The organism is Pseudoxanthomonas sp., assembly GCF_051953815.1.
GTDB lineage: Bacteria > Pseudomonadota > Gammaproteobacteria > Xanthomonadales > Xanthomonadaceae > Pseudoxanthomonas_A.
The window spans coordinates 1-26,451 of the sequence record NZ_JBQCIJ010000061.1 but is presented as its reverse complement, the minus strand read 5'-3'; the positions used below and the strand labels follow the sequence as shown (position 1 = coordinate 26,451).

Below are 26,451 nucleotides of genomic sequence, written 5' to 3'. Positions count from 1 at the left end.
GATGGAACCGCACTGGCTCAACCAGCCGATCGAAGCGCTGTACTGGACCGGCCTGCATGTCACCGGCTGGAAGCTGATCGGCTACACCGGCGCGCTGATGTTCGGCGGCCGCTGGCTGGTCCAGTTCATCGCGTCCCGCCGCGCCGGCAAGCCGGTCATTCCGCGGCTGTTCTGGTACATGAGCGTGCTCGGCAGCCTGATGACCCTCAGCTACTTCCTGTTCTCGGCCAAGCAGGACTCGGTGGGCGTGCTGCAGAACCTGTTTCCCGCCTTCACCGCGCTGTACAGCCTGTACCTGGACATCAAGCACCGCGGCTGGCACCGCGACAAAGCCGGTCATTGACGGAACGGAGCATCGCCATCGGCAGCGAAGCGCGCCGCCGTTCCAGACATCCTTGATGACGCCGCTTTTCCTCCCCCTTCGCGGAAGGGGGACCGAGGGGGATTCGCGCTTCCGCGCCAACCCCGGCCCGCCATCCACCGCCCTGCGATTGTGTAACGCCCCGCCGGGCCGCTAGCCTGTGCGTCCCATGCCCTTGCTCCGCCGTCTCCGCCGTCCCACCCTCATGCGCCTGCTGGCGCTGTGCGTGTTGCTGCTGGGCGTGATCGCGCAACCGGTGATGGCATCGGTGGGCGGCGTCCATGAACTCGGCCACGGTGGCGGCCTGCATTCGCACGCGGACGCGGACACACAAAGCGACGAGGACGAGCGCGGCGGCGATGAATCCGGCAAGGCCGGCGGACTGCTGCACGCCCTGATGCGCGCCACGCATTGCTGCGGCCACGCGCCGGCGATGCCGGTGGCGGCGGCGACCTGGCAGCCGCTCGCGCCGCCGGACACCACGCCGTTCCTGCATGACGCGCCGGCGCCGACCCATCGCGGCGACAAGCTGCTGCGTCCCCCGATAGCGATCTGAGGCGTTCCGCGGCCCCGCCCGGGCCGTCTTCCCTCGATCCTTTCGGAGAATTTCCATGTGGTTGCGTCTGGCGGCATTGGCCGCCTTCGCGATCGCGCCCGTCGCATCCGCGCGGGCGCAATCGCCTGTTGTCATGACCCTGGACGACGCGTTCGCGCGCGTCGCCCGCACCCATCCCGACCTGCGCCTGGTCGACGGCCAGCACCGCGTGCTCGCCGCCGAAGCGGACATCGCCGCGCAGCGTCCGGGCCTGACCGCCGGCGCGTCGGTCGAAAACGCGCTCGGCACCGGCGACACCAGCGGTTTCGGCGGCGCCGAGATCAGTCTGACCCTGGCCGGCGTGCTCGAACGCGGCGGCAAGTGGGACGCCCGCCGCACGCTGGCGCAGAGCCGCATCGACGCGCTGGCCGTGCAGCGCGAAACCCGCCGGCTGGACCTGCTGGCCGAAGTGGCGCGCCGCTACCTGGCCATCATCGCGGCCCAGCGCCAGCGCGCGGTGGCGCTGGACGACATCGAGCAGCGCACCCGCACCGTCGCGGCCGCGCGCCAGCGGCTGGCCGCGGGCGCGTCGCCGGAATCGGTGCTGCTGACCGCGCAGGCCGCGCTCACCCGCGCCGAACTGGAACGCGATCGCGCCGATCGCCTGCTGGCCGCCGCGCGCCAGCATCTGGCGGCGCTGTGGGGCGAACGCGATCCCGGTTTCGCGACCGTGGCCGGCAACCCGCTGGCGCTGCCGGCGGTCGCCGACTTCGGCGAACTGGCCGCGCTGCTGGACGGCACGCCGGAACTGGCCCGCTTCGCCGACGAGCGCCGCATCCGCGAGGCCCGCGTGCAGCTGGCGCGCAGCGAACGCAGCGCCAATGTCGACTGGCAGTTCGGCGTGCGCCGGCTGCAGGAGAACGGCGACACCGGCCTGATGGCCAGCATCGCGATCCCGCTGGGCAGCACGCGTCGCGCCGAACCCGGCATCCGCGCCGCCGAAGCGGAACTGGCGCTGGTGGAAGTGGAGCGCGAGGCCGAAGGCCTGGCGCTGTATTCCACCCTGGCCGACGCGCACGGTCGCTACCGCACCGCGCAGTTCGAAGTGACGCGCCTGCAGGAAGCGGTGCTGCCCAAGCTCGCCAAAGCCGAACGCGCCGCCGAACGCGCCTATCGGGCAGGCGCCATCAGCTACCTGGAATGGGCGCAGCTGCAATCCGAACGCACCGCCTCCCGGCGCCAGCAACTGGACGCCGCCCTCGACGCCCAGCGCGCGCTGATCGAGATCCAGCGCCTGACCGGCCAGCCCTTCGTGGCCGCCGCCCCCGCACAAGGAACCACACCATGATGTTTCGCAATCACCTCGCGCGGTGGATGCCGCTGCTATTGCTGAGCCTCGCCCTCGCCGCCTGCGGCGGAAAGTCCGGCGCCGACGACGGGCACGGACACGAAGCCGGCGAACACGCCGAACAAGAAACCCGTACCGGCGAGCACGGCGGCCGCGTGCTGGAAAAGGAGGGCCTGACGGTGGAACTGGCGATCGCCGAGGACGGCGCCCCGCCGAAGTTCCAGGCCTGGCTGTACCGCGATGGCAAACCGTTGCCGGCCAGCGCCGGCACGGTGGAGGTGCGGCTCGAGCGCCTGGGCGGCGTCACCGAAACCCATCGCCTGCGGGCGCAGGCCGACGGCAGCCTGCTGGGCGCCAGCGACGTGATCGAACCGCATTCCTTCGACGTGGAGGTGCTGGCGAACATCGAAGGCCGCGCGCTGCGCTGGGCCTATCCCAGCTATGAAGGCCGCACCGGGATCACCGCGCCGATCGCGCAACAGGCCGGTATCCGGGTCGCGCCAGCGGGTCCGGGCATCATCGCCGACGAGCATGAGGTGCAGGGCCTGCTGACGCCGGTGGAAGGCCGCGTGGCCAAGGTCGCCGCGCGCTTCCCCGGCCCGGTGCGCCGGCTTTCCGCCAATGTCGGCGATCAGGTCCGCGCCGGCCAGGCGCTGGCTTCCGTCGAGAGCAACCTCAGCCTGACCACCTACACGATCAGCACGCCGATCAGCGGCGTGGTGCTGGCGCGCAACGCCGAGGTCGGTTCGGTCGCCGCCGAGGGCACGACGCTGTTCGAGGTCGCCGATCTGTCCACGCTGTGGGTGGATCTGCACGTGTTCGGCTTCGACGCGCAGCACATCCGCGCCGGCGCGCCCGTCACCCTGACCCGGATCAGCGACGGCGCCCAGGCCGAGACCGTGCTGGAACGCGTGCTGCCCGGCACCGCCACCGCCAGCCAGAGCACGGTGGCGCGCGCGCTCATCGCCAACGCCGATGGCCAGTGGCGCCCCGGTTCCGCGGTCACCGCGCGCATCACCGTGGATCGGCAAGCCGCCGCGCTGGTGGTGCCGGTGTCGGCGCTGCAGACGTTCCGCGATGGCGACGCCGTGTTCGTGCGGGTCGGCGACACCTACGAGGTGCGTCCGGTCAAGCTCGGCAAGCGCGACGCCCAGCGGGTCGAGATCCTGTCCGGGCTGAAGGCCGGTGATCAGGTCGTGGTCGAACAGAGCTACGTGGTGAAGGCGGACATCGAGAAGTCCGGCGCTTCCCACGACCACTGAGGACCCGGCCATGCTCGAGAGAATCATCCGCTTCGCCATCGCGCACCGATGGCTGATGCTGGCGCTCACCCTCGCCCTGATCGGCGTGGGCGTATGGAGTTTCCGCCAGTTGCCGATCGACGCCACCCCCGACATCACCAACGTGCAGGTGCAGATCAACACCGAGGCCGCCGGCTACTCGCCGCTGGAATCGGAACAGCGCGTCACCTTTCCCATCGAAACCGCGCTGTCCGGCCTGGCCGGCATGGATCACACCCGATCGATCTCGCGCTACGGCCTGTCGCAGGTGACGGTGGTGTTCGATGACGGCGTCGATCTGTACTTCGCCCGCCAGCAGGTCGCCGAACGGTTGCAGCAGGTCAAGTCGCAACTGCCGCCCGGACTGGAGCCGGAACTGGGACCGGTCACCACCGGCATGGGCGAGATCTTCATGTACACGGTCGACGCCAGGCCGGACGCGCGCAAGCCGGACGGCAGCAAATGGACCGCCACGGATCTGCGCACCCTGCAGGACTGGGTGATCAAGCCGCAGCTGCGCAACACGCGAGGCGTCACCGAGGTCAACACCATCGGCGGCTACGCCCGCCAGATCCACATCACCCCGGATCCGGCGCGACTGGTCGCATTGGGCTTCACCCTGCGCGACGTGGTCGACGCGGTCGCCGCCAACAACCAGAACGTCGGCGCCGGCTACATCGAGCGCAATGGCCAGCAGTACCTGGTGCGCGCGCCGGGCCAGGTCGCGGATCTGGATGGCATCCGCGACATCGTGCTGGATCGGCGCGAGGGCGTGCCGATCCGGGTGCGCGACGTGGCCGAGGTCGGCGAGGGTCCGGAACTGCGCAATGGCGCGGCCACCCAGGACGGACACGAAGTGGTGCTGGGCACGGTGTTCATGCTGATCGGTTCCAACAGCCGCGACGTCGCCCAGGCCGCCGCCGCGCGCCTGGCCGAAGCCAACCGCAGCCTGCCGCCGGGCGTGTCGGCCAATCCGGTCTACGACCGCACCGTGCTGGTGGATCGCACCATCCAGACCGTGGCCAAGAACCTGGTCGAAGGCGCGCTGCTGGTGATCGTGGTGCTGTTCCTGCTGCTGGGCAATTTCCGCGCCGCGCTGATCACCGCGGCGGTGATTCCGCTGGCGATGCTGTTCACCCTGACCGGCATGGTCCGCGGCGGCGTGTCGGGCAACCTGATGAGCCTGGGCGCGCTCGACTTCGGCCTCATCGTCGACGGCGCGGTGATCATCATCGAGAACTGCCTGCGCCGCTTCGGCGAACTGCAGCACCGACTGGGCCGCGTGTTGAACGAGGAAGAGCGGCTGGACACCACCGCCTCGGCCACCGCGGAGGTCATCCGCCCCAGCCTGTTCGGCCTGGGCATCATCACCGCCGTGTACCTGCCGATCTTCGCCCTCACCGGGGTGGAGGGAAAGATGTTCCACCCGATGGCGATCACGGTGGTGCTGGCGCTGACCGGCGCGATGCTGCTGTCGCTGACCTTCGTGCCCGCCTCGATCGCGCTGTTCCTGCGCGGCCGGGTGGAGGAGAAGGACACCCGCCTGATGCGGTGGGCGCGGCGCGCCTACGCGCCCGCGCTGGACTGGGCGCTGCGCCGGCGCGGCTGGGTGCTCGGTGGCGCGGTCGCCCTGCTCGCCGTGTGCGGATTGCTGGCGACCCGGCTGGGGTCTGAATTCATCCCCAGCCTGGACGAAGGCGACATCGCCCTGCACGCCATGCGCATTCCCGGCACCAGCCTGGAGCAGGCGCTGAAGATGCAGGCGACCCTGGAAGCGCGCATCAAGCGGTTCCCGGAAGTCGAACGCGTGTTCGGCAAGCTGGGCACCGCCGAAGTGGCCACCGATCCCATGCCGCCGTCGGTGGCCGACACCTTCCTGATGCTCAAGCCGCGCGATCAGTGGCCGGATCCGCGCAAGCCCAAGGCGCAGCTGGTCGCCGAGATCGAGGCCGCGGTGAAGCAGCTGCCCGGCAACAACTACGAGTTCACCCAGCCGATCCAGATGCGCACGAACGAGCTGATCTCCGGCGTCCGCGCGGATGTGGCGATCAAGCTCTACGGCGACGATCTGGACCGGCTGGTGGAGATCGGCCGGAGCATCGAGGCGGTCGCACGGACGGTGCCGGGCGCGGCGGACGTCAAGCTGGAACAGACCACCGGCCTGCCGCTGCTGACCATCACCCCGGACCGGCGCGCGCTGGCCCGCTATGGACTCAACCCCGGCACCGTCCAGGACACCGTGGCGACCGCGGTGGGCGGCGAGGTCGCCGGCCAGCTGTTCGAGGGCGACCGCCGCTTCGACATCGTCATCCGCCTGCCGGAACGGCTGCGCCAGGATCCGGCCGCGCTGCAGGATCTGCCGATTCCACTGCCCGGCGACGACGCCAACGCCGACGAATCCAGCCGCCGGATGGGCGGCTTCGCCGGCAGTCCGCGGACGGTGCCGCTGCGCGAGGTGGCCAGGATCGACAGCACCCTGGGGCCGAACCAGATCAACCGCGAGAACGGCAAGCGCCGGGTGGTGGTGACCGCCAACGTGCGTGGCCGAGACCTGGGCGGCTTCGTTTCCGAGCTGCAGCAGCGGGTCGGCAACGAAGTGAAGGTGCCGTCCGGCTACTGGATTGACTACGGCGGCACCTTCGAGCAGCTGATCTCGGCCACCCAGCGGCTTTCGGTGGTGGTGCCGGTGACCCTGGCGCTGATCTTCGCCCTGCTGTTCTGGGCGTTCGGCTCGGCCCGCGACGCCGCCATCGTGTTCAGCGGGGTGCCGCTGGCGCTGACCGGCGGCGTGGTGGCCCTGGCCCTGCGTGGGATTCCGCTGTCGATCTCGGCCGGGGTCGGCTTCATCGCCCTGTCCGGCGTGGCGGTCCTGAACGGGCTGGTGATGATCGCCTTCATCCGCCGCCTGCGGGAACAGGGCGATCCGCTCGACGAGGCGGTGGTCGACGGCGCCCTGGGCCGCCTGCGGCCGGTGCTGATGACCGCCCTGGTGGCCTCGCTGGGCTTCCTGCCGATGGCCTTCAACGTCGGCGCAGGTTCGGAGGTCCAGCGCCCGCTGGCGACCGTGGTCATCGGCGGCATCGTCTCCTCGACCCTGCTGACCCTGCTGGTGCTGCCGGTGCTGTACCGCTGGCTGCATGGCCGCAAGGCCCCGGCCGGGTCCCCGGAGACCCTGCCGGCGGCCTGAACCGGCCGGTTCCGGGGGCGGCGGACGCCGCCTCCGGGCCCGTTTGGGGCCTAAGTGCTTGCAGGCAAAGGGAAAGCCCGCCATAATGCGCGGCTCGCTGTGTCCGGCCTGGCCGGATTTGCGGCCGGAAGCGCGATTCCGGCTTGGGTCCATGGCGAGGTTTTCCACCGCATCGCGTGTCGTCCGGTCTGTCCGCAGGCCGTGCCGTCGGGCCGCCGCCTCCCTGGCCAAGGGAAGCATCAAACTTTTTCGAGGTGCGTATGTCCCGCGTATGCCAAGTCACCGGCAAGCGTGTGCAGACCGGTAACAACGTCTCGCACGCCAACAACAAGACCCGTCGTCGCTTCCTGCCCAACCTGCACGAGCGCCGCTTCTGGGTCGCCAGCGAAAACCGCTGGATCAAGCTGAAAGTTTCCGCGCATGCCCTGCGCACCATCGACAAGAACGGCATCGACTCCGTTCTGGCCGAGCTGCGTGCCCGCGGCGAGAAGATCTGAGGAGTAAACGACCATGGCATCCAAGCGTGACAAGATCCGTCTGATCTCCTCGGCCAACACCGGCCACTTCTACACGACGGACAAGAACAAGAAGAACACCCCGGGCAAGATGGAAATGAAGAAGTACGACCCGGTGGTCCGCAAGCACGTGATCTACAAGGAAGGCAAGATCAAGTGATGTTCCGCGTACCGCGAGGTACGCCGCATCCGGATCGCTTCCACGAAAAGCCCGCCGCAAGGCGGGCTTTTTTGTTTGCTTCGGGAATGCCGCGAAAGGCAAATCCCCTCGGTCCCCCTTTTTCAAAGGGGGAAGCAAAACGGAATTCCCGTTGCCTAACCGACCTCGGGAGCCATGGCTCGCTTTGAAGCGCTCCTCAACCACCGGATGGCGGGCAAAAGGGGGCGCTCGCCCGCGCCGCGGACGACGGGGTTTTGCTCTTTGCGCCGCCTCGCCGCCGCATGCCATCGGCACGGGAAAACCCATCCCGCAAATCCCGATCTTCCGGTTTTTCCAGGCTGCGGCCAGAATCAGCCATCGCTCCGACAACAGGCGCCGCATGGACTGGTCCCTGGGAACCGTACTGCTGATCCTCGACTGGGTGATCCGGCTGGCCGCGCTGCTGTGGATTCCCAGCCGCACCTCGCCGGCGGCGGCGCGCAGCTGGATGCTGCTGGTCGGCTTCGTGCCGCTGCTGGGCCTGCCGGCCTATCTGCTGCTGGGCCATCCCTGGCTCTCGCGCGAACGCGTGCAGCGGCAGGCGCGCGCCTCGCAGGTGATCCGCGAGGAGCAGGCCCCGCTCGCGACCCTGCGCTGGCACAGCGGGACCGGCATCGCGGCGGAAATGGCGCCGCTGGTCGAACGGCAGGGCGCGTTCATGCCGGTCCGCGGCAACGAGGTGGAACTGCTCGATGACTACGAAGGCTCCCTGCGCGCGCTGATCGCCGCGATCGACGGGGCGCGGAGCAAGGTCCACCTGCTCTACTACCTGATGTTCGACGATGCGGTCGGCGAGGCGGTCACCGCGGCGCTGGAGCGGGCCGCCGGACGCGGCCTGGAGTGCAGGCTGCTGCTCGACGCGGTCGGCGCCAAGCGCGGCTGGCGCCGTTACGCGCGGCGCCTGCGCACCGCCGGCGTGCAGGTGCACCAGCTGTTGCCCGGCGGCCTGCGCTGGCGCCGCAGCGGGCGCATGGACCTGCGCAACCACCGCAAGATCGCCGTCATCGATGGCGCCATCGGTTTCATCGGTTCGCAGAATCTCGCCGATCCGGTTTTCATCGCCGGTTTTCCCAATCGCGAACTGGTCGCGCGCGTGGGCGGGCCGATCGTCGCCCAGCTCGACGCAGTGTTCGCCAGCGACTGGTACCTGGAAACCGGCGAACGCCTGCACGTGGACCCGATCCGGGACGCCGGCGCGGGCGACGTGCCGATGCAGCTGCTGCCCAGCGGACCGGCGTATCCGTTCGAGAACGCGCGCGATGCGGTCAATGCGCTGATCCATCTGGCCAAGCGCCGGATCGTGCTGGCCACGCCCTACTTCGTACCCGACGACGCCACCCTCAGCGCGCTGCGCATCGCCGCGCTGTCGGGCGTGGACGTGCAGCTGATCCTGTCCGCGCGCAACAACCAGCGCCTGACCGCGTGGGCGCAGGAATCGTATTACGCCGAACTGCTCGCCTGCGGCGTGCGCATCGCGCTGTACGAACCGCGCTTCCTGCACGCCAAGCATCTGAGCGTGGACGACGAGGTCGCGCTGGTGGGTTCGATCAACCTGGACATCCGCTCGTTCGCGCTCAACGCCGAAATCGGCCTGCTGTGCTACGACGCCGCCGTCGTCGCGCGTCTTCGCGATATCGAAGCCGACTACCTGAACCACTCGCACGGCGTGCGGGCCGAGGATTGGGCCAGGCGGCCGGCATGGCGGCGCAGCCGCGACGGCATCGCGCGATTGGCCGACTCGCTGATGTAGCGGAATCCCTCTTCGGAAAGGTTTGATGCCAAACGGATTTGGCCGGTTTGTGAAGTTTGCGTTCACTGTCATGCGGCGCTGATGCCGAGCCAGCATGAGGCGTCGCGGATCGATCCACTACAATGCCGCCATGACCAGCGCATCCGCGGGCCTCGCCCATGACATCGCCATCATCGGGGGAGGCGCCAGCGGCGTCCTGACCGCGATCCATCTGCTGCGCGCGGCGACCACGCCATTGCGCATCGCCCTGTACGAACCGCAATCCCCGCTCGCGCAGGGCGTGGCCTACGCCACCCCGTATCCGGAACACCTGCTCAACGTGCCGGTGCAGCGCATGAGCGGCTTCAATGACACGCCGGAAGATTTCCTCGACTTCCTGTCGAGTGATCCACGGGAACGCGCGGCGCTGGCGCCCACGTTCGTGGAGCGCCACCGATATGGCGAATACCTGCGCGATCGCCTGGCGCGCGCGCGCGACGCCAGCGTCGCCACGCTGGTGCACCTCACCCAGCCGGTGCTGGCGATGGCTCGCCGACCGGACGGCTGGCGATTGCGCCTGGCCGATGGCGCGCAGGCCGATTGCGGGGCGGTGGTGCTGGCGGTCGGCAATCGCCCGCGTCCCTTGCCGGCGCGAGGCGCCAACGGGCTGTCCGACGACGCCAGCCTGTCGGCATGGGATTTCGACGCGGTGCGCGCGGTGCCCGGCGATGCCCGCCTGTGCATCGTCGGCTCCGGCCTGAGCATGGTCGACGCGGTGCTGAGCTTCGTCGCCACCGGACATCGCGGCACCATCCACGTGCTGTCGCGGCACGGCTGGCTGCCGCAGCCGCACGCCGCCCACGCGGTCGCCGATTTCGATCCCGCGCAACTGTTGCCGCTGGATCTGCGCGCGCGCCTGCGCTTCGTCCGCCAGCGCGTGCGCGAGGCGGTGTCCGCCGGCCTGCCGTGGCAGGCGGTGATGGAACGCCTGCGCCCACACGGGCAGGCCCTGTGGCGTTCGCTGTCGGAAGCCGATCAGCGGCGCTTCCTGCGCCATGTCGTGCGGCTGTGGGACGTGCATCGGCACCGGGTCGCGGCATCCGTGCACGAGCAATTGCAGGTCCTGATCGACCGCGGACAGTTGCGGTTGCACCGCGGCCGCCTGGACACGGTGATGCAGGTGGGCCGCTGCGTGCAGGTCAGCGCGAACGTGCGCGGCCAGCCGGGCCTGGCGCTGGAAGTGGATCGCGTGGTCAACGCCACCGGCGTGGAGATGCGGGTGCCGACCATGCGCAATCCGCTGCTGACCGAACTGCTGGGCGAGGGCCACGCCCTGGCCGGCCCGCATGGCATCGGCATCGCCACCGACGACGACGGCCGGGTGCTGGATGCCGACGGCCGTGCGCAGCCGGATCTGTGGGTGCTGGGCAGCCTGCGCATCGGCAGCCTGTGGGAGACCACCGCCATCCCCGAACTGCGCGGCCAGGCCGAGTCCGTGGCCCGGCAGGTACTCGCGCGCTGACGCCGGCGCCGGCGGTCGGCGTCCGCCGGCTCTTCCCCTTGTCGATATAGAGCCGGGCCTGCCCGGCTGCTACGCTGCTCCCGGTGTTGGACGCCGGGAGGGCGGCGTTGGTTTCGAGCTGGATTCTGCTGCTGGTGTCGATCGGCTATGCCGCGCTGCTGTTCGGGGTGGCGTGGTGGGGAGATCGCAGGCCGATGTATCCGGATCGCCCCTGGCTGCGACCGGTCGTGTACAGCCTGGCGCTGGCGGTCTACTGCTCGTCCTGGACGTTCTATGGCGCGGTCGGCAGCGCGGTGCGCAACGGCATCGGCTACCTGCCGATCTATCTGGGACCGCTGCTGCTGCTGCTGTTCGGCTGGCGCATCATCGAGCGGCTGGCGCTGATCGCGCGCAGCGAGAACACCGTCTCCATCGCCGATTTCATATCGTCGCGTTACGGCCGCTCACGCCGGTTGGCCGCGCTGGTCACGGTGATCGCGCTGATTGGCGTCGTTCCCTATCTGGCGCTGCAATACAAGGCGGTGGCGATGAGCCTGGGCGTGCTGACCGGCCAGGCCGGCGGCAGTGCGCACGGCTTCTTCTCGGATCCGGCCTTGTACGTGGCCCTGCTGATGGCGCTGTTCGCGGCGCTGTTCGGCACCCGCCAGGTCGATGCCACCGAGCATCATCACGGCATGATGCTGGCGATCGCGCTGGAGTCGATGGTCAAGCTGGTGGCGATGATCGCGGTCGGCCTGTTCGCCTACCTGTGGTTGCAGGGCCGCGACATTCCGGTCACCGCGTCCGCGCGCGCGCTGTTCGAGAACTCGCCGCCGGTCGGATTCGTCACCCAGACCCTGCTCGGATTCCTGGCCATCGTCTGCCTGCCGCGCCAGTTCCACGTCGCGGTGGTTGAGTGCAGCGACGTCGGCGATATCCGCCGCGCGCGCTGGCTGTTCGGCACCTATCTGGTCCTGATCTCGGTGATGGTGGTGCCGATCGCGGCCGCCGGCGTGGCCTCGTTCGGCATCGGCAGCGGCGTGGCCGACGACAGTTTCATCCTCGCCCTGCCCCTGGCCGACGGCAGCAAGGCGCTGGCGCTGATCGCCTACGTCGGCGGCTTTTCCGCCGCCACCGGCATGGTCATCGTCGCCAGCATCGCCTTGGCGACCATGGTGAGCAACGACCTGGTGATGCCGGTGCTGCTGCGGCGCGGCTGGGCCGAGCATCATGCCGAAGCCGACGTCGCCTCGCGGGTGCTGTGGATCCGCCGTTTCGCGATCCTGCTGCTGGCGCTCGCGGCCTACACCTACTACCGCAGCAGCGGCAACGACAGCACCCTGGCGTCCTATGGCCTGATGGCGTTCGCGGCGGTCGCCCAGTTCGCGCCGGGCCTCATCGGCGGTCTGTACTGGCGCGGCGCCAGCCGGCGCGGCGTGGAAGTGGGCATGCTGCTGGGCTTCGGCACCTGGATCTACACTCTGCTGCTGCCGACCATGACCCAGGCCGGCGGATTCGACGCCTCCTGGATCGCGACCGGCCCGTTCGGCATCGCCTGGTTGCGCCCGCACCAGTTGTTCGGCCTCAGCGGCTGGGATCCGCTCACCCACGGCACGTTCTGGTCGTTGCTGGTCAACACCGGCGCGATGATGGTGATCTCGGCGCGCTGGCGTCCGGGCGTGGATGACCGCCTGCGCGCCGCGCCGTTCCTGGATCCGTACGCGCAGCGCCCCGCGCTGGTCGCCGGCGAATGGCCCGGCAGCGTGCGGGTCGGCGATCTGCAGACCCTGGCCGAGCGCGTGGTCGGCGAGCGCCACGCCCGTCGCGCCTTCCTGGAACAGGCGCAGGCGCTGGGCCGCGAGATGCAGCCGCACGCGGCGGCCGATCGCGCCTGGGTGCAGTTCACCGAGCGCCTGCTGGCCGCCGCAATCGGCGCGGCGTCGGCACGCATCGTCCTCACCAGCGTGCTGCGCGGCTCGGGCATGGAACTGGGCGAGGTCGTCGCGGTGCTGGACGAGGCCGGCCAGGAACTGCGCTTCAACCGCGAGATCCTCTCCACCACCCTGGAGAACATTTCCGCCGGCGTCAGCGTGGTGGATCCGGAAATGCGCCTGGTCGCCTGGAACCGGCGTTACCAGCAGATGTTCGGCTATCCGGACGGCATGCTGTACGTTGGCCGGCCAGTCGCCGATCTGATCCGCTACAACGCCGAGCGCGGCGAACTGGGCGACGGCGACGTCGATGCGCAGGTCGGCAAGCGCATCGCCTACATGCGTGCGGGGTCGCCGCACGTGTTCGAGCGCGTGCGCAGCGACGGCCAGGTGATCGAGATGCGCGGCCAAGCGTTGCCCGGCGGCGGCTACGTCACCAGCTACAACGACATCACCGACTTCAAGCGCGCCGAGCAGGCGCTGCGCGAGGCCAACGAGAACCTGGAGCAGCGCGTCACCGAGCGCAGCCGCGCCGCCGAGGCGGCCCAGCAGTCCAAGACCCGCTTCCTCGCCGCCATCAGCCACGACGTGCTGCAGCCGCTTAACGCGGCGCGCCTGTTCGCCTCCGCCCTGCGCGACGGCGAGCGGGACGGCGAGCAGCGGCACCTGGCCGAACGCGTGGACGCCTCGCTGCGCGCGGCCGAAGAATTGCTCGATGGCTTGCTGGACGTCTCGCGCCTGGACGCGGGCAGCCTGCGGGTGGAAATCGGCGATTTCGACGCCGGCGAGCTGCTGCGCGAACTGGCGGCGCAGTACGCGCCGGTCGCCGCCGGGCGCGGGCTGGATCTGCGGGTGCATGCGCGCGCGCTGTCGGTACGCACCGACCGTCGTCTGCTGCGGCGGGTGCTGCAGAACTTCCTCGCCAACGCCCTGCGCTACACCCGCCAGGGTCGAATCGTGCTCGGCATGCGCCTGCTCGACGGCAAGGTGTCGTTGCAGGTGTGGGACACCGGCCCGGGCATCCCGGAAAACCACATGCGCCAGATCTACGACGAGTTCCATCGCTATCAGCAGCCGTTCGACTGGGGCGAGCGCGGCCTCGGCCTGGGACTGTCGATCTGCCAGCGCATCTCGCGCCTGCTGGGCCACCACCTGGATGCGCGCAGCCGGGTCGATCGCGGCAGCATGTTCTCCATCGTGGTGCCGCGCGCCACCCGCGCGCATGCCCCACCCGCCGCGCCGCGGCGCGCCCTCGCGGCCGACTCGCTGGCCGGATTGCGGGTGCTGTGCGTGGACAACGATCGCGAGATCCTCGATGGCATGCGCGCGCTGCTGGGCCGCTGGCAGGTCGAGGTCGTCACCGCCACCACCGTCGACGAGGCGCTGGAACGGGTCAGCGCGGGCCCGGCGGTGGTGCTGGTCGACTACCACCTGCACGATCGGCTGGATGGCCTGGACACGCTGGATGCGCTGCGCGCCGCGAGTCCCGGGCCGATGGCCGGCGCGCTGTTGACCGCTGATGGTCGCGACGAGCTGAAGCAGCGCGCCCGCGAGCGCGGTTATCGCCTGCTGACCAAGCCGGTCAAGCCGGCCTCGCTGCGCGCGTTCCTGGCCGCGCACCACGACGCGCGTCAGCGCCTGGAAGCCTGACGCGCTCGCCGGTCGCCACCCGGGCGATCACCAGCATTCTTCCGGCGTGTTCTTGGCGGTTCCCTCCACCCCGCGGGTGCCCAGCTGGTCGATCACCAGCGTGCCGCAGCGCGTGTCCGCGGCGGCCTGCGCGCCCTGCGGCACGGCTTTCAGGCTGAACACCTGCGCCTTGATATCGGCGCTCAGCTGGTAGTGCTGCGCGACCGCGGCGTCGCACTGGGGCAGATTGATCGATTGTCCCGTCGGGCTCATATAGGACAGATGCAGTGTATGGAAGCGCTCCAGGCGCTGCGCGCGCTCCTGCACGCAGGCGGCGGCGGCGCCACGACGGGTATTGATGACGTGCTTCTGATAGCTGGCGTACGCGATGCCCGACAGGATGGCGAGGATTGCCACCACGACCATCAATTCGATCAGGCTGAATCCCGCGTCGTGGTGGCGGCGTGGATAAAGGTCGCGGGCATGTGCGGTCCGCATGGACGTCCCTCCAGGGGGTGCGATGGGAGTGGAGACGGCCCGCCGATCACGCGCCTGTCGATGCGAACCATCCACGCGGATGGGACGCCTGTCGCGGCGATGCTAACCAGTCACGCGCGATGGATGAAGACATTCGTCTTCAAAGTCATGCGCGTGACAACCCCGCGCGCGCGTGGCGCGCACCGGTTCTGCTTCCGGGCGCGGGCGTTCTCCAGGCTGCGGAACCCCATCGCCTTCGCATGAGCCCATGGGGTGAATCCGGCGGCGCGGGACGCCGCCACACCGCCGGAACCGGGGGACTACCTGCGGAAATGCAGCCGGGCCACGGTGCCGCGCTCCGGCGCCGAATCGATGTCCAGGTGCCAACCCAGGTGTTCGCACAACCGCGCGATCAGATCCAGGCCGATGCCGCCGCCGTCGCGCGCTTGGCCGCGCGCCATCTGCGCGTAGATGCGGCTGATCTCCTCCGGACTCATGCCATGCCCGGGATCGGCGATCGTCACGGTGGCGTCGGCGTCCAGGCGGATGTCAATCACGCCGCGATCGCTGTTCTCGATGGCGTTGCGCAGCAGGTTGCCGATCGCCGCCTGCACGATGGCCACCGGCGCGGTTATCCGGACGGACGGCAGTGTCGCCGTCCGCAGCGCCAGGTCCTTGCCCTCGGTCAGATGGCGGTGATCCTCGACGATTTCCGGCAGAAGCTCGTCCAATGAAACCGTGTCGCTGACCGCCGCCAGCCGCTCTGGATCCTTGGCCAGGATCAACAGCAGCGAGATCAGCTGTTCGATCTGGCGCACGTTGCGCAGGATCCGCTGCATCTGCTCGCGGGCGGCGGGGGGCATGCCGTCCTGGTCGTGCGCCAGCCGCGCGGCGCCGCCGATCACCGCGATCGGGGTGCGCAGCTCGTGGCTGGCGCTGTTGATGAACGCGCGTTCGCGTTCGACGAAACGCTCGCTGCGATTCAGGTAATCGTTGAAGGCGTCGGCGATCACGCGCAGTTCGTCGCTGGCCTTCGGCTCCACGTCGATGCGCTGGCGGCCACGCTCCGGCTGCAGGCGGGTGATGTCGCCGGCCATCACGCTGAGCGGGCGGATCGCGCGGCCCAGGCCCCAGGCCAGCAGCAGGCCCAGCAGGATCACCGCGGCGAACATGCCGACCACGATGCCGCTGCTGATGGTTTCCTCCAGCCCCTCGAACTCGGTGATGTCCAGCGCCAGCGCCACCCGGCCGCCGGCCAGATCCTGGATCATCACCACCCGCAGCTTGCCCTCCACCCAGATGTCATCGTGCAGGCCCGGCCCCAGCACGCGCAGCACCTTGGGCGGCGGCGGCGAGTCGTCCCAGCGGTACAGCGTCATGTCGTCGGTATCGGTCCAGCGATAGCCGGGATCGGCTTCCAGCCGGTCCTGGTAGTGATGGAGTTCGGCGCGCAGCAGGGACTCCCAGACCATGCGCTCGGCTTCCTCGTTGACGATCAGGCCGCCGATGAAGATCGCCACCGAAAGCAGCGAGACGTACACCAGCAGCCAGGTGAGGATGCGCCGGCGCAGGCCGTTCCTAGCGGCCATCGTGCTGTTCCTCCGGCACCGCCAGGCGATAGCCCACCCGGGGCAGGGTCTGGATCAACTTGACCGGGAACGGACCATCGACGCTGCGGCGCAGTTCGTAGACATGCGAGCGCAGCATGTCGCCGTCCGGCGGACTGTCGCCCCAAAGCGCGTACTCCAGGCGGTCGCGGGTCACCGCGCCCGGGCTGGCCTGCATCAGCACCTCCAGCAGCTTGCGGCAGGCCGGATACAGGTGCAGCGGATGACCGGCGCGGCTGGCCTCCAGCGTGGACAGATCCAGTTTCAGGTCGGCCACCTGCAGCAGGCGACTGCGCCCGCGTCCGCGACTGCGCGCCAGCACCGCCTCCAGCCGCACTTCCAGCTCGGGCAGTTCGAAGGGCTTGGTCAGGTAGTCGTCGGCGCCCGCGCGGAAGCCGGCGATCTTGTCGGGCAGTTCGTCGCGGGCGGTCAGCATGATCACCGGTACGTCGTTGCCGTGCGTCTCGCGCAGGCGACGCAGCACCTCGCGGCCGTCCATGCGCGGCAGCATCCAGTCGAGGATGAGTGCGTCGTAGGCCTGGGTGGTCGCCAGGTGCAGGCCGGTCACGCCGTCCGGCGCGGCGTCCAGGGCATGGCCGCGCGCTTCGAAGTAGTCGAACAGGTTCGCCACCAGGCTCCGGTTGTCTTCGATCACGAGCAGCCGCATCGGGGGTTTCCGTCCTCGTCATTGCCGGTGCGGTCGCCCGGCGGCCGCCACGCTGAGCCTCCCGGTGTCGGAATCCGGTCGGAACGAGAGTCATTCTCCCATGCGCGGGCCGCACGCGGGTCAACGTCCCCGGAAACACAACGCTGGCTGAAGCGTGCCGTCGGCGTTCATCCGGCTTAACCCGTGGCGAACCTGGTTCCGACGGCTCTCCGACAGCGGCGACACCAGCATGGCGCCATGACCGGCACAGGGGCCGGAACGACCGTATCCGATGTCCTACGCCGCGCCACAGGCACCCTCGCCGCCACTGCACCTCAGTCATCCCCCGCTCGTCCTTGGGCGGGATTTCCTCGCCCGCCATGCCGGCTGGCCGCTGCTGGCGTTCGTGCTCGCGACCGTGCTGCTGATTCCGCTGCGCGGCGACCTGTGGCTGGCCGATCAGCTTTACGCCTGGGAAGGCCACCGCTGGTCGCTGCAACAGGGCTTCGTCACCCAGCATCTGATCCACGTGATGGGCAAGCGCCTGAGCACGCTGGCCTGGTACTGCGTGGCGCTGCTGCTGATCGCCAGCGGATCGTTTCCGCGCCTGAAGGCATGGCGACGTCCGCTATTCTTCCTGCTGCTGGCCACCGCGCTGTCCACCGCCGCGGTCGGCACGCTGAAACTGTGGACGGACATGGACTGCCCCTGGGATCTGGCGCGCTATGGCGGCAGCCGGCCGTTCATCGATCTGTTCACCACGCGTCCGCCGCTGCTGCCGCGCGCCTCGTGTTTCCCGGCCGGACACGCCAGCGCCGGTTATGCCTGGGTCGCGCTGTACTTCTTCTTCCTGGCCACCTGGCCACGCCTGCGCTGGCTGGGACTGGGCGTCGGCCTGGCGATCGGTCTGCTGTTCGGCTTTGCCCAGCAGCTGCGTGGTGCCCACTTCCTCTCGCACGATCTGTGGACGCTGGCGATCTGCTGGGCGATCGGGCTGCTGCTGTACGCCTGCATCCTGGTGCCGGGACGCACGCCGGCGACGCGCTCGCGTGCGGCCGCCCTGCCCGGCTCCGCGCCGCTGCCGCGGGGTGAACAGCCATGAGCGCGAGTCCGCTGGAAGCCGGCCTGCGCCGCAACGCCCGTTCGGCCGCGCCGCTATGGCTGCGGCGACGCCCCGTCATCGCCAGCGAAACCCTGCTGCTGGCGGTGAGCCTTTACTTCACCGCATTCAGCAACGGCGAATTCTGGCGCAACGTGATCGTCGCGCCGGCGGTGCAATGGAAACTGGCCGCCGCGCTGTTCGTGATCATCACCGCCGTGCATGGCCTTCTCCTCGGTCTGCTGGTCCATCGCCGCTATGCCCGTCCACTGCTGGCCGTGCTGATTCTGGTCACCGCCATCGCCACCTACTACATGGGCAGCTATGGCGTGTATCTGGATTCGGACATGCTGCGCAACATCCTGCATACCGACCGCAAGGAATCCAGCGAGCTGCTGAGCTGGCGCCTGCTGGTGCCGATCCTGTTCGCCAGCCTGCCGATCGCGTTGCTGTGGCGCGTGCAGCTGCGTGTGCGTCCCTGGCGCCGCGCGCTGGCGGTGCGGGCCGGTTTCCTGGTGGTGCTGGCGCTGGCGTTCGTCGGTGCGGCGATGCTGTCGTTCCAGGATCTCTCCTCGCTGATCCGCAACCGCCGCGAAGTGCGTTATCTGGTGACGCCGGCCAACTACCTGGTCTCGCTGAGCCGGGTGGTGACGGCCTCGCCGCCAGGCAGCCGCCCCGCCCGCACGCCGATCGGCCAGGATGCCCGCCAATTGCCGCAGGCGGCCGGCAGGCGGCCGCGCCTGCTGGTGCTGGTGGTGGGTGAAACCGCGCGCGCGCAGAACTGGGGCCTGAACGGCTACGCGCGCCAGACCACGCCCGAGCTGTCGCGCCTGGACGTGATCAATTTTCCCGCCGTGACCGCCTGCGGAAGCAGCACGGAAGTGTCGCTGCCGTGCATGTTCTCCCCATACGGACGCCATGACTACGACCAGCAGAAGATCCGCAGCCACCAGTCGCTGCTGCATGTCCTGGAGCATGCCGGCATCCGTACTCTGTGGCGGGACAACCAGTCCGGCTGCAAGGGCGTCTGCGAGGGGCTGGCGATACAGCAGCTGGATGACGCCCGGGATCCGGCGCTGTGCAACGGCAAGCGCTGCCTGGATGAAATCCTGCTGCGCGATCTTGAATCCGCGCTGCCCTCCGGCACGGGCGACCGGCTGGTGGTGCTGCACCAACTGGGCAACCACGGTCCCAACTATTTCGAACGGTATCCGGCCGGCTTCCGCCGCTATACGCCGGTGTGCGAATCGGGCGACTTGGGAAGCTGCGATCGCCAGGCCATCGTCAACGCCTACGACAATGCGATCGGCTACACCGATCATGTGCTCGCCCAGCTGATCGGCCAGCTGGGGCGCGACACGAACTACGATACCGCCATGATCTATCTGTCCGATCACGGCGAATCGCTCGGCGAGAAAGGGCTCTACCTGCATGGCGTGCCCTATGCGATCGCGCCGGAGGAGCAGACCCGGGTACCGATGGTGATGTGGTTCTCGCCCCGCTTCGCCGCCAACGCCGCGCTGGACACCGCCTGCGTGCGTCGCGAGGCGGCCGAGCCGGCCAGCCAGGACAACCTGTTCCCGTCGGTGCTGGGCCTGCTGGACGTGCGCACGACGCTGTATGACCCGGATCGCGACCTCTTTGCGCGGTGCCGTGGTGTCGTGAAAAACTGATCCGGCAAGTCCCACGCCGCTCCGGCGGAGGAGGATCACGATGAACGCAGGTCAGGCATCGGGCTGGTTCGGCTGGGCGCTGGCGTCGGCGGCCTTCGCCGCGCTCACCGCGATCTTCGCCAAGGTCGGCGTCCAGCGCATCGATTCGGACATGGCCACCTGGATCCGCACGGCGGTGGTGATGGGCGCGCTGTCGGTGTTCATCGCCGCCACCGGCAAGTGGAGCGACCCGACCGCGATTCCCGCCCGCACCTGGACCTTCCTGGTGCTGTCCGGCCTGGCCGCCGGCGCGTCCTGGCTGTGCTACTTCCGCGCGCTGCAATTGGGCGATGCCTCGCAGGTCGCGCCCGTCGACAAGGCCAGTCTGCTCCTGGTGCTGGTGTTCGCGTGGCTGTTCCTCGGCGAACGGCCGAGCCTGCGTGACGGGCTGGGCATGCTGCTGGTCGCCGGCGGCGTGCTGGTGCTGGGCCTGAAGCGCTGAGCCGCGTCAGTCTTCTTCCGGCGGCGGCACCACGCCGTCCGGGTCCACCGCCAGCCGTCCGGCCATCAATACCGCCTGGGTCCGGTTGGTGACCCCGAGTTTGCGCAGGATCGCGGTGACGTGCGCCTTGATGGTCGCCTCGGAAACACCCAGGTCGTAGGCGATCTGCTTGTTGAGCCGGCCCACGCCGAGCATCTGCAGCACCCGGAACTGCTGCGGCGTCAGGTCGCGCAGGCGCTGGGCGATCTCGTGCTCGTCACGAGCGGTGGCAGGCGCGTTCATCGCCTCGGCCGGCGCCCAGCGCTCGCCGTCGAGCACCGTGCCGATGGCCTCGCCGATGGTGTCGGAGTCGGCCGACTTGGGAATGAAACCCAGCGCGCCGTGATCCAGCGCGCGCCGCATCACGGTGGGTTCCTCGCGCGCGGATACGATCACCACCGGCAACTGCGGATGCAGGGCACGCACATGCACCAGCGCGCTGAATCCCTGCGCGCCGGGCATGTTGAGATCCATCAGCAGCAGATCCGCGTCCGGGTGCGCGTCCACCAGCGCGTACAACGCATCCACGCCGTCGGCCTCGTGCAGGCGCACGCCCGGCAGCACCCGCTGCACCGCGGCACGCAGGGCCTCGCGGAACAGCGGATGGTCATCGGCGATCAACAGGGTGGTCATGGAGTTCTCCCGCGTGAAGGCAAATCCCCCCTGCCCCCCTTTTTCAAAGGGGGGGATGCGTCGGCGACATCACGATGGGATGACGACGCGCGCTGTTCAGCGGAAGCCGCTGGCGCACCGGAAAGCGAGGCCATCCGGAAAAACAAACCGGGCTCCCCCCTTTGAAAAAGGGAGGCCGGGGGGGATTTGCCTGTCCCCACGGCGCTCACTTCACCTTCCGCTCCGCCACCAGCGAGTCGACCACGCCCGGATCGGCCAGGGTCGAGGTGTCGCCCAGCTGGTCCGGCGCGTTCTCGGCGATCTTGCGCAGGATGCGGCGCATGATCTTGCCCGAGCGCGTCTTGGGCAGGCCCGGCGCCCACTGCAGGTGATCCGGCGCGGCGATGGGGCCGATTTCCTTGCGCACCCATAGCACCAGCTCCTTCTGCAGGTCTTCGCTGGGAACCTCGCCGGCCTTCAGGGTGACGTAGGCGTAGATGCCCTGTCCCTTGATGTCGTGCGGGAATCCGACCACCGCCGCCTCGGCGACCTTCGGGTGCAGCACCAGCGCGCTTTCCACCTCGGCGGTGCCGATGCGGTGGCCGCTGACGTTGATCACGTCGTCGACGCGGCCGGTGATCCAGTAATAGCCGTCGGCGTCGCGGCGACAGCCGTCGCCGGTGAAGTAGGTGCCCGGATAGGTGCGGAAGTAGGTGTCGATGAAACGCGGGTGATCGCCGTACACGCTGCGCATCTGGCCCGGCCAGGAATCCAGCAGCACCAGATTGCCCTCGGTGGCGCCCTCCAGGATTTCCCCGTTGGCGTCGACCAGCGCCGGACGCACGCCGAAGAACGGCAGCGTGGCCGAGCCCGGCTTCTGATCGATGGCGCCGGCCAGCGGGCTGATCATGATGCCGCCGGTCTCGGTCTGCCACCAGGTGTCCACGATCGGGCAGCGCCCGTCGCCGACCACGTCGTAGTACCAGCGCCAGGCTTCCGGATTGATCGGCTCGCCGACGCTGCCGAGCAGGCGCAGCGAGGAGCGCGAAGTCTTCTTCACCGGCACCTCGCCCTCGCGCATCAGCGCGCGGATGGCGGTGGGCGCGGTATAGAAGATGGTGACCTGGTGCTTGTCGATGACTTCCCAGAAGCGCGACACGCTCGGATCGTTGGGCACGCCCTCGACCATCAGCGAGGTCGCGCCGTTGGCCAGCGGGCCGTAGACGATGTAGCTGTGACCGGTGACCCAGCCGACGTCGGCGGTGCACCAGTAGACGTCGTCCTCGCGCAGGTCGAACACCGCCTCATGGGTGTAGGCCGCGTACAGCAGGTAGCCGCCGGTGGTGTGCAGCACGCCCTTGGGCTTGCCGGTGGAGCCGGAGGTATAGAGGATGAACAGCGGGTCCTCGGCGTTCATGCGCTCGGGCTCGCACTCGGCCGGCTGCTCGTCGACCACCGCGTCGAACCAGCGATCGCGCGGCATCTGCATGTCCACCGCGCCGCCGGTGTGGCGCACCACCAGCACGGTCTCGACGGAGTTGGTGCCCGGCAGCTTGAGCGCCGCATCCACGTTGGCCTTCAGCGGCACTTTCTTGCCGCCACGCAGGCCCTCGTCGGCGGTGATGATCAGCTTGCTGCCGCAATCGGCCACGCGATCGGCGATCGAGTTGGGCGCGAAGCCGCCGAACACCACCGAATGGATCGCGCCGATGCGCGCGCAGGCCAGCATCGCCACGGCCGCGTCCGGGATCATCGGCAGGTAGATGGTGACGCGGTCGCCCTTCTTCACGCCCAGGCTGCGCAGCGCGTTGGCGAGCTTGCAGGTGCGCTCGTACAACTCGCGGTAGGTGACCCGGTAGGCCGGCTGGTCCGGACTGTCGGGCTCGAACAGCAGCGCGGTCTTGTCGCCGCGGGTCGCCAGCTGGCGGTCCAGGCAATTGACGCTGGCGTTGAGTTCGCCGTCCTCGAACCAGCGGATGTGGAAGTCGTCGAGCCGGTAGCTGACATCCTTGATCCGGGTGGGCTTCTTGAACCAGTCCAGCCGTTCGGCGACCTGGCCCCAGAATTTGTCCGGGTCATCGATAGAAGCCTGGTAATCGCGCTGGTAAGCCGCGCGGTCGATGCGCGCCTTGGCGGCGAAGTCTGGCTTGACGGGGTAGATGTCGCTCATGGGGGCCCTCCCGGGGACAGCGGAACGAAAGTCTGAGGATGCGATTCTGACAAGAATGCCCATCACACCGCGAGCGCCGGCAACGCTCCGCGGGACGGGCGATGGACCGAGTTTGCCGCATCCGGCCATGCGGCATCGCAGCAACCCTGTTAGACCTTGGTCGTAATTCCAGCCGCATACCAGTGTGTCACCAGCTGCGCGAGGGCTGTTTTGAAGGGGTTTCCGCGAACCTTCGACGTCATTCGACCAATGGCGAATAGGCGTGGCGAAGGCATCGGCGCAAGTCTGCCCGGCACGTGCCGACCACGGCATGCGTCCAAACCGGGAGGGGTTATGACCACACGTTTCGCAACGATGGCACGGCGGCCGTTGGCCACCGCGCTGTTCGTCGCCTGCATCGCGCCGGGCCTGGCATTCGCCCAGACGGCGAAAGAGAAGGCGCTGGAGGCCCGCGTGGCCGAGCTGGAACGGCAGGTGCAGCTGCTGTTGTCGGCGCAACAGCAACAGCAGACCCAGATCAGCAGCACCCAGGAGCAGGTCACCCAGGTCCAGGCCGCGCAGGCGGCCAAGCCCGCGTTGCCCGCCGGCAAGCAGCCGATCCAGGGCACCACCATCATGACCGCCGCCAACCCGGGAACCACGTTCTCCTACGGCGGCTTCATCAAGATGGACGCGATGGTGACCGACACCAGCGATGGCCGCATCGCCGACGGTTCGTCCGGCCGCCTGTTCTACGTGCCCAGCACGATCCCGGTGGCGGGCGCGAACGCCGATGGCGGCGATCCCTACGCCGACTTCCACGCCCAGTTCTCGCGCTTCTGGCTCAGCGCCGACCACGTCACCGACAACGGCGACAAGTTCAAGGGCTACATCGAGGCCGACTTCTTCGGCGGCGGCAGCAACGCGCTGGCCGGCAATGAGACGGCGACCAATACCTACGCGGTATCCCTGCGCCACGCCTATGTCACCTGGAACAACTGGCTGGCCGGCCAGACCTGGTCCAACTTCATGGACGCCGGCGCGCTGCCGGACGCGGTGGATTTCGTCGGTCCCACCGACGGCACCATCTTCGTGCGCCAGGCCCAGCTGCGCTACACCAAGGGCCCGTGGTCGTTCTCGATCGAGAATCCGCAGACCACGGTCACGCCGTACCTGACCGGCGCCCGCTTCAACAGCGGAGACAACGCCGCTCCCGACGTCACCGCCCGCTGGCTGACCAAGGGTGACTGGGGCCACTTCACCGTGGCCGCGCTGCTGCGCCAGTTCAAGGTCGCCGACGAGACCGACACCGGCGCCGCGCTCAGCGTCTCCGGCAAGTTCAACCTGGGCAAGAACGACGACATCCGCTATGCCGTCAACGCCGGCCAGGGCATCGGCCGCTACCTGGCGTTCGGCGTCGGCAGCGACGTGGTCACCGAGGCCGACGGCGACATCAGCGCGCTGGACGGTTACGGCGGCTTCGTGGCCTGGCGCCACGTGTTCAGCCCGAAGGTCCGCACCAACCTGATGTACTCGGCTTCGCACTTCGACAACGACGTGGCGGTCACCGGGTGGGGCGTCACCGAACGCACCCAGTCGATGCACGCCAACATCATCTATTCGCCGTTCCCGAAGCTGGACATCGGCGCGGAACTCATCTTCGGCCAGCGTTCGCTCGAGGATGACCGCGAAGGCGACCTGAAGCGCCTGCACACCCACGTCAAATACTCGTTCTGAGGGGAGAGGAATGAACGCGACCACGCTCAAGCATTCGCCGTCCGGTGAACTCACCGGCGGCCACAAGAAAGTCATCTTCGCATCCAGCCTGGGTACCGTTTTCGAGTGGTATGACTTCTATCTGTACGGTTCGCTGGCGGCGATCATCGCCAAGCAGTTCTTCAGCGGCGTCAACGAGACCACCGGCTTCATCTTCGCGCTGCTGGCCTTCGCCGCCGGTTTCGCGGTGCGTCCGTTCGGCGCGGCGTTCTTCGGCAGCCTGGGCGACCGCATCGGTCGCAAGTACACCTTCCTGGTCACCATCGTGATCATGGGTCTGTCCACCTTCATCGTCGGCGTCCTGCCCAACTACGCCAGCATCGGCGTGGCCGCGCCGATCATCCTGATCGTCCTGCGCCTGCTGCAGGGCCTGGCGCTGGGCGGCGAGTACGGCGGCGCGGCGACCTACGTGGCCGAGCATGCGCCCAACGGCAAGCGCGGCCTGTACACCAGCTTCATCCAGACCACCGCCACGCTCGGCCTGTTCCTGTCGCTGCTGGTGATCCTGGGGTGCCGCCTGTCGCTGGGCACCGAGGAATTCGAAGCCTGGGGCTGGCGCATTCCATTCCTGGTCTCGATCGTGCTGCTGGGCGTGTCGGTGTGGATCCGCATGCAGCTGAGCGAATCGCCGCTGTTCCAGCAGATGAAGTCCGAGGGCAAGGGCTCCAAGCAACCGTTCCGCGACAGCCTGAAGGGCGGCAATTTCAAGCTGATGCTGCTGGTCCTGCTGGGCGCCACCGCCGGCCAGGCCGTGGTCTGGTACGGCGGCCAGTTCTACTCGCTGTTCTTCCTGACCCAGGCGCTCAAGGTCGACGGCACCACCGCCAACCTGCTGATCGCCGGTGCGCTGGCGCTGGCGACACCGTTCTTCGTGTTCTTCGGCTGGCTGTCCGATCGCATCGGCCGCAAGAAGATCATCCTGGCCGGCTGCCTGCTGGCCGCGCTGACCTACTTCCCGATCTTCAAGGGCCTGACCCACTTCGCCAATCCCGGCGTCGAGGAAGCCCGCGCGACCTCGCCCGCGGTGGTGGTGGCCGATCCGGCGACCTGCAGCTTCCAGTTCGATCCGGCCGGCGTGCGCAAGTTCACCAGTTCCTGCGACGTCGCCACCGCGGCCCTGACCAAGGCCGGCGTCCCGTACACCGTGCAGGCGGCGGCGCCGGGTACGCTGGCGCATGTCGAAGTCGGCGGCAACCGCGTCGAATCCTACGAGGCGGCCGGCCTGTCCAAGGACGATGCCAAGGCGCAGGGCGCCGACCTGGGCGCGCGCCTGAAGACCGCGCTGACCTCCGCCGGCTATCCCGAGAAGGCGGATCCGGCGCGCATCAACATCCCGATGACGCTGTTCCTGCTGTGGGTGCTGGTGATCTACGTGACCATGGTGTATGGCCCGGTTGCTGCAATGCTGGTGGAAATGTTCCCGACCCGCATCCGCTACACCTCGATGTCCCTGCCCTATCACATCGGTAACGGCTGGTTCGGCGGCCTGCTCCCGACCACCTCCTTCGCGCTGGTGGCCTTCAAGGGTGACATTTACTACGGCCTCTGGTATCCGATCATCATCGCGCTTGCGACCTTAGTGATCGGCCTCCTCTTCATGCCCGAGACGAAGAACCGGGACATCTTCACCTACGAGGGCCACGGCCGATAGCCGTATCCCGAAACGAATCGGGAGCC

At 68.8% G+C, this 26,451-nt stretch carries 20 protein-coding genes; 15 read left to right on the top strand and 5 right to left on the bottom strand.

The window, feature by feature from the left end; genetic code table 11:
- The first annotated feature begins 1 nt into the window (after position 1).
- The 10 genes from ACTHN1_RS18340 (at position 2) to ACTHN1_RS18295 (ending at position 14,236) form a co-directional block, all read left to right on the top strand.
- Positions 2-343 (top strand): lipid-A-disaccharide synthase N-terminal domain-containing protein, encoded by a 342-nt coding sequence (locus ACTHN1_RS18340; RefSeq protein WP_440472356.1) that lies wholly within the window; start codon positions 2-4, stop codon positions 341-343.
- A 187-nt stretch (positions 344-530) separates the two neighbouring features.
- A complete protein-coding gene (locus ACTHN1_RS18335) occupies positions 531-917 on the top strand; it encodes a hypothetical protein (RefSeq protein WP_440472355.1) in 387 nt (128 codons plus the stop codon).
- 55 nt (positions 918-972) lie between these two features.
- Complete coding sequence (locus ACTHN1_RS18330) at positions 973-2,244, top strand: TolC family protein (RefSeq protein WP_440472354.1); 1,272 nt, start codon at positions 973-975, stop codon at positions 2,242-2,244.
- Positions 2,244-3,506 carry an efflux RND transporter periplasmic adaptor subunit gene (locus ACTHN1_RS18325; RefSeq protein WP_440472395.1) on the top strand — a complete coding sequence of 421 codons (1,263 nt, stop codon included), beginning with the start codon at positions 2,244-2,246 and terminating at the stop codon, positions 3,504-3,506. Before ACTHN1_RS18330 ends, ACTHN1_RS18325 begins: the two co-directional genes overlap by 1 nt.
- A 10-nt stretch (positions 3,507-3,516) precedes the next feature.
- Entirely contained in the window at positions 3,517-6,711 is a 3,195-nt protein-coding gene (locus ACTHN1_RS18320) for an efflux RND transporter permease subunit (RefSeq protein ID WP_440472353.1), read from the top strand.
- A 260-nt stretch (positions 6,712-6,971) separates the two neighbouring features.
- Positions 6,972-7,208, top strand: coding sequence for a 50S ribosomal protein L28 (gene rpmB / locus ACTHN1_RS18315; RefSeq protein WP_141455050.1), 237 nt, complete (start codon positions 6,972-6,974; stop codon positions 7,206-7,208).
- Positions 7,209-7,221: 13 nt separating this feature from the next.
- The gene (rpmG, locus tag ACTHN1_RS18310) at positions 7,222-7,386 is read left to right on the top strand and encodes a 50S ribosomal protein L33 (protein WP_295378633.1); all 165 of its coding nucleotides are present in this window, start codon (positions 7,222-7,224) and stop codon (positions 7,384-7,386) included.
- Between the two features lie 379 nt (positions 7,387-7,765).
- Positions 7,766-9,175 carry a cardiolipin synthase gene (cls, locus tag ACTHN1_RS18305; RefSeq protein ID WP_440472352.1) on the top strand — a complete coding sequence of 470 codons (1,410 nt, stop codon included), beginning with the start codon at positions 7,766-7,768 and terminating at the stop codon, positions 9,173-9,175.
- Positions 9,176-9,305: 130 nt separating this feature from the next.
- Complete coding sequence (locus ACTHN1_RS18300; RefSeq protein WP_440472351.1) at positions 9,306-10,676, top strand: FAD/NAD(P)-binding protein; 1,371 nt, start codon at positions 9,306-9,308, stop codon at positions 10,674-10,676.
- A 107-nt stretch (positions 10,677-10,783) separates the two neighbouring features.
- Positions 10,784-14,236 carry a hybrid sensor histidine kinase/response regulator gene (locus ACTHN1_RS18295; protein WP_440472350.1) on the top strand — a complete coding sequence of 1,151 codons (3,453 nt, stop codon included), beginning with the start codon at positions 10,784-10,786 and terminating at the stop codon, positions 14,234-14,236.
- Positions 14,237-14,263: 27 nt separating this feature from the next.
- Here the strand turns inward: ACTHN1_RS18295 and ACTHN1_RS18290 are convergent, their stop codons facing one another.
- From ACTHN1_RS18290 to ACTHN1_RS18280, 3 genes are all read right to left on the bottom strand, one after another.
- Positions 14,264-14,713 carry a type IV pilin protein gene (locus ACTHN1_RS18290; protein WP_440472349.1) on the bottom strand — a complete coding sequence of 150 codons (450 nt, stop codon included), beginning with the start codon at positions 14,711-14,713 and terminating at the stop codon, positions 14,264-14,266.
- 299 nt (positions 14,714-15,012) lie between these two features.
- Positions 15,013-16,281 carry a sensor histidine kinase gene (locus tag ACTHN1_RS18285; RefSeq protein WP_440472348.1) on the bottom strand — a complete coding sequence of 423 codons (1,269 nt, stop codon included), beginning with the start codon at positions 16,279-16,281 and terminating at the stop codon, positions 15,013-15,015.
- A complete protein-coding gene (locus ACTHN1_RS18280) occupies positions 16,271-16,966 on the bottom strand; it encodes a response regulator transcription factor (RefSeq protein ID WP_440472347.1) in 696 nt (231 codons plus the stop codon). The genes ACTHN1_RS18285 and ACTHN1_RS18280 overlap by 11 nt, the downstream gene beginning before the upstream one ends.
- 271 nt (positions 16,967-17,237) lie before the next feature.
- On the opposite strand from ACTHN1_RS18280, the gene ACTHN1_RS18275 reads away from it, so the two are divergent.
- The 3 genes from ACTHN1_RS18275 to ACTHN1_RS18265 are packed head-to-tail and all read left to right on the top strand — an operon-like array spanning position 17,238 to position 20,198.
- Positions 17,238-18,047: a phosphatase PAP2 family protein gene (locus ACTHN1_RS18275; protein WP_440472346.1), complete on the top strand. Its 810-nt coding sequence runs from the start codon at positions 17,238-17,240 to the stop codon at positions 18,045-18,047.
- On the top strand, positions 18,044-19,717 hold the full coding sequence (locus ACTHN1_RS18270) for a phosphoethanolamine transferase (RefSeq protein ID WP_440472345.1): 1,674 nt from the start codon (positions 18,044-18,046) through the stop codon (positions 19,715-19,717). Before ACTHN1_RS18275 ends, ACTHN1_RS18270 begins: the two co-directional genes overlap by 4 nt.
- Positions 19,718-19,757: 40 nt before the next feature.
- The gene (locus ACTHN1_RS18265; RefSeq protein WP_440472344.1) at positions 19,758-20,198 is read left to right on the top strand and encodes an EamA family transporter; all 441 of its coding nucleotides are present in this window, start codon (positions 19,758-19,760) and stop codon (positions 20,196-20,198) included.
- A 6-nt stretch (positions 20,199-20,204) separates the two neighbouring features.
- Here the strand turns inward: ACTHN1_RS18265 and ACTHN1_RS18260 are convergent, their stop codons facing one another.
- Together ACTHN1_RS18260 and acs are read right to left on the bottom strand one after the other, a co-directional pair.
- The gene (locus ACTHN1_RS18260; protein ID WP_440472343.1) at positions 20,205-20,870 is read right to left on the bottom strand and encodes a response regulator transcription factor; all 666 of its coding nucleotides are present in this window, start codon (positions 20,868-20,870) and stop codon (positions 20,205-20,207) included.
- Between the two features lie 205 nt (positions 20,871-21,075).
- Positions 21,076-23,019 (bottom strand): acetate--CoA ligase, encoded by a 1,944-nt coding sequence (gene acs, locus ACTHN1_RS18255; protein ID WP_440472342.1) that lies wholly within the window; start codon positions 23,017-23,019, stop codon positions 21,076-21,078.
- Positions 23,020-23,352: 333 nt separating this feature from the next.
- On the opposite strand from acs, the gene ACTHN1_RS18250 reads away from it, so the two are divergent.
- Both ACTHN1_RS18250 and ACTHN1_RS18245 read left to right on the top strand, forming a co-directional pair.
- Complete coding sequence (locus ACTHN1_RS18250; protein WP_440472341.1) at positions 23,353-24,735, top strand: DcaP family trimeric outer membrane transporter; 1,383 nt, start codon at positions 23,353-23,355, stop codon at positions 24,733-24,735.
- 10 nt (positions 24,736-24,745) lie between these two features.
- Entirely contained in the window at positions 24,746-26,425 is a 1,680-nt protein-coding gene (locus tag ACTHN1_RS18245) for an MFS transporter (RefSeq protein WP_440472340.1), read from the top strand.
- Positions 26,426-26,451: the final 26 nt, after the last annotated feature.

Excerpts from the sequence above, each read along its gene's own strand:
- ACTHN1_RS18340 (WP_440472356.1), top strand. The coding sequence starts at position 2 with ATGGAACCGCACTGGCTCAACCAGCCGATCGAAGCGCTGTACTGGACC.
- ACTHN1_RS18335 (WP_440472355.1), top strand. The coding sequence starts at position 531 with ATGCCCTTGCTCCGCCGTCTCCGCCGTCCCACCCTCATGCGCCTGCTG.
- ACTHN1_RS18330 (WP_440472354.1), top strand. The coding sequence starts at position 973 with ATGTGGTTGCGTCTGGCGGCATTGGCCGCCTTCGCGATCGCGCCCGTC.
- ACTHN1_RS18325 (WP_440472395.1), top strand. The coding sequence starts at position 2,244 with ATGTTTCGCAATCACCTCGCGCGGTGGATGCCGCTGCTATTGCTGAGC.
- ACTHN1_RS18320 (WP_440472353.1), top strand. The coding sequence starts at position 3,517 with ATGCTCGAGAGAATCATCCGCTTCGCCATCGCGCACCGATGGCTGATG.
- rpmB (WP_141455050.1), top strand. The coding sequence starts at position 6,972 with ATGTCCCGCGTATGCCAAGTCACCGGCAAGCGTGTGCAGACCGGTAAC.
- rpmG (WP_295378633.1), top strand. The coding sequence starts at position 7,222 with ATGGCATCCAAGCGTGACAAGATCCGTCTGATCTCCTCGGCCAACACC.
- cls (WP_440472352.1), top strand. The coding sequence starts at position 7,766 with ATGGACTGGTCCCTGGGAACCGTACTGCTGATCCTCGACTGGGTGATC.
- ACTHN1_RS18300 (WP_440472351.1), top strand. The coding sequence starts at position 9,306 with ATGACCAGCGCATCCGCGGGCCTCGCCCATGACATCGCCATCATCGGG.
- ACTHN1_RS18290 (WP_440472349.1), bottom strand. The coding sequence starts at position 14,713 with ATGCGGACCGCACATGCCCGCGACCTTTATCCACGCCGCCACCACGAC.
- ACTHN1_RS18285 (WP_440472348.1), bottom strand. The coding sequence starts at position 16,281 with ATGGCCGCTAGGAACGGCCTGCGCCGGCGCATCCTCACCTGGCTGCTG.
- ACTHN1_RS18280 (WP_440472347.1), bottom strand. The coding sequence starts at position 16,966 with ATGCGGCTGCTCGTGATCGAAGACAACCGGAGCCTGGTGGCGAACCTG.
- ACTHN1_RS18275 (WP_440472346.1), top strand. The coding sequence starts at position 17,238 with ATGTCCTACGCCGCGCCACAGGCACCCTCGCCGCCACTGCACCTCAGT.
- ACTHN1_RS18270 (WP_440472345.1), top strand. The coding sequence starts at position 18,044 with ATGAGCGCGAGTCCGCTGGAAGCCGGCCTGCGCCGCAACGCCCGTTCG.
- ACTHN1_RS18265 (WP_440472344.1), top strand. The coding sequence starts at position 19,758 with ATGAACGCAGGTCAGGCATCGGGCTGGTTCGGCTGGGCGCTGGCGTCG.
- ACTHN1_RS18260 (WP_440472343.1), bottom strand. The coding sequence starts at position 20,870 with ATGACCACCCTGTTGATCGCCGATGACCATCCGCTGTTCCGCGAGGCC.
- acs (WP_440472342.1), bottom strand. The coding sequence starts at position 23,019 with ATGAGCGACATCTACCCCGTCAAGCCAGACTTCGCCGCCAAGGCGCGC.
- ACTHN1_RS18250 (WP_440472341.1), top strand. The coding sequence starts at position 23,353 with ATGACCACACGTTTCGCAACGATGGCACGGCGGCCGTTGGCCACCGCG.
- ACTHN1_RS18245 (WP_440472340.1), top strand. The coding sequence starts at position 24,746 with ATGAACGCGACCACGCTCAAGCATTCGCCGTCCGGTGAACTCACCGGC.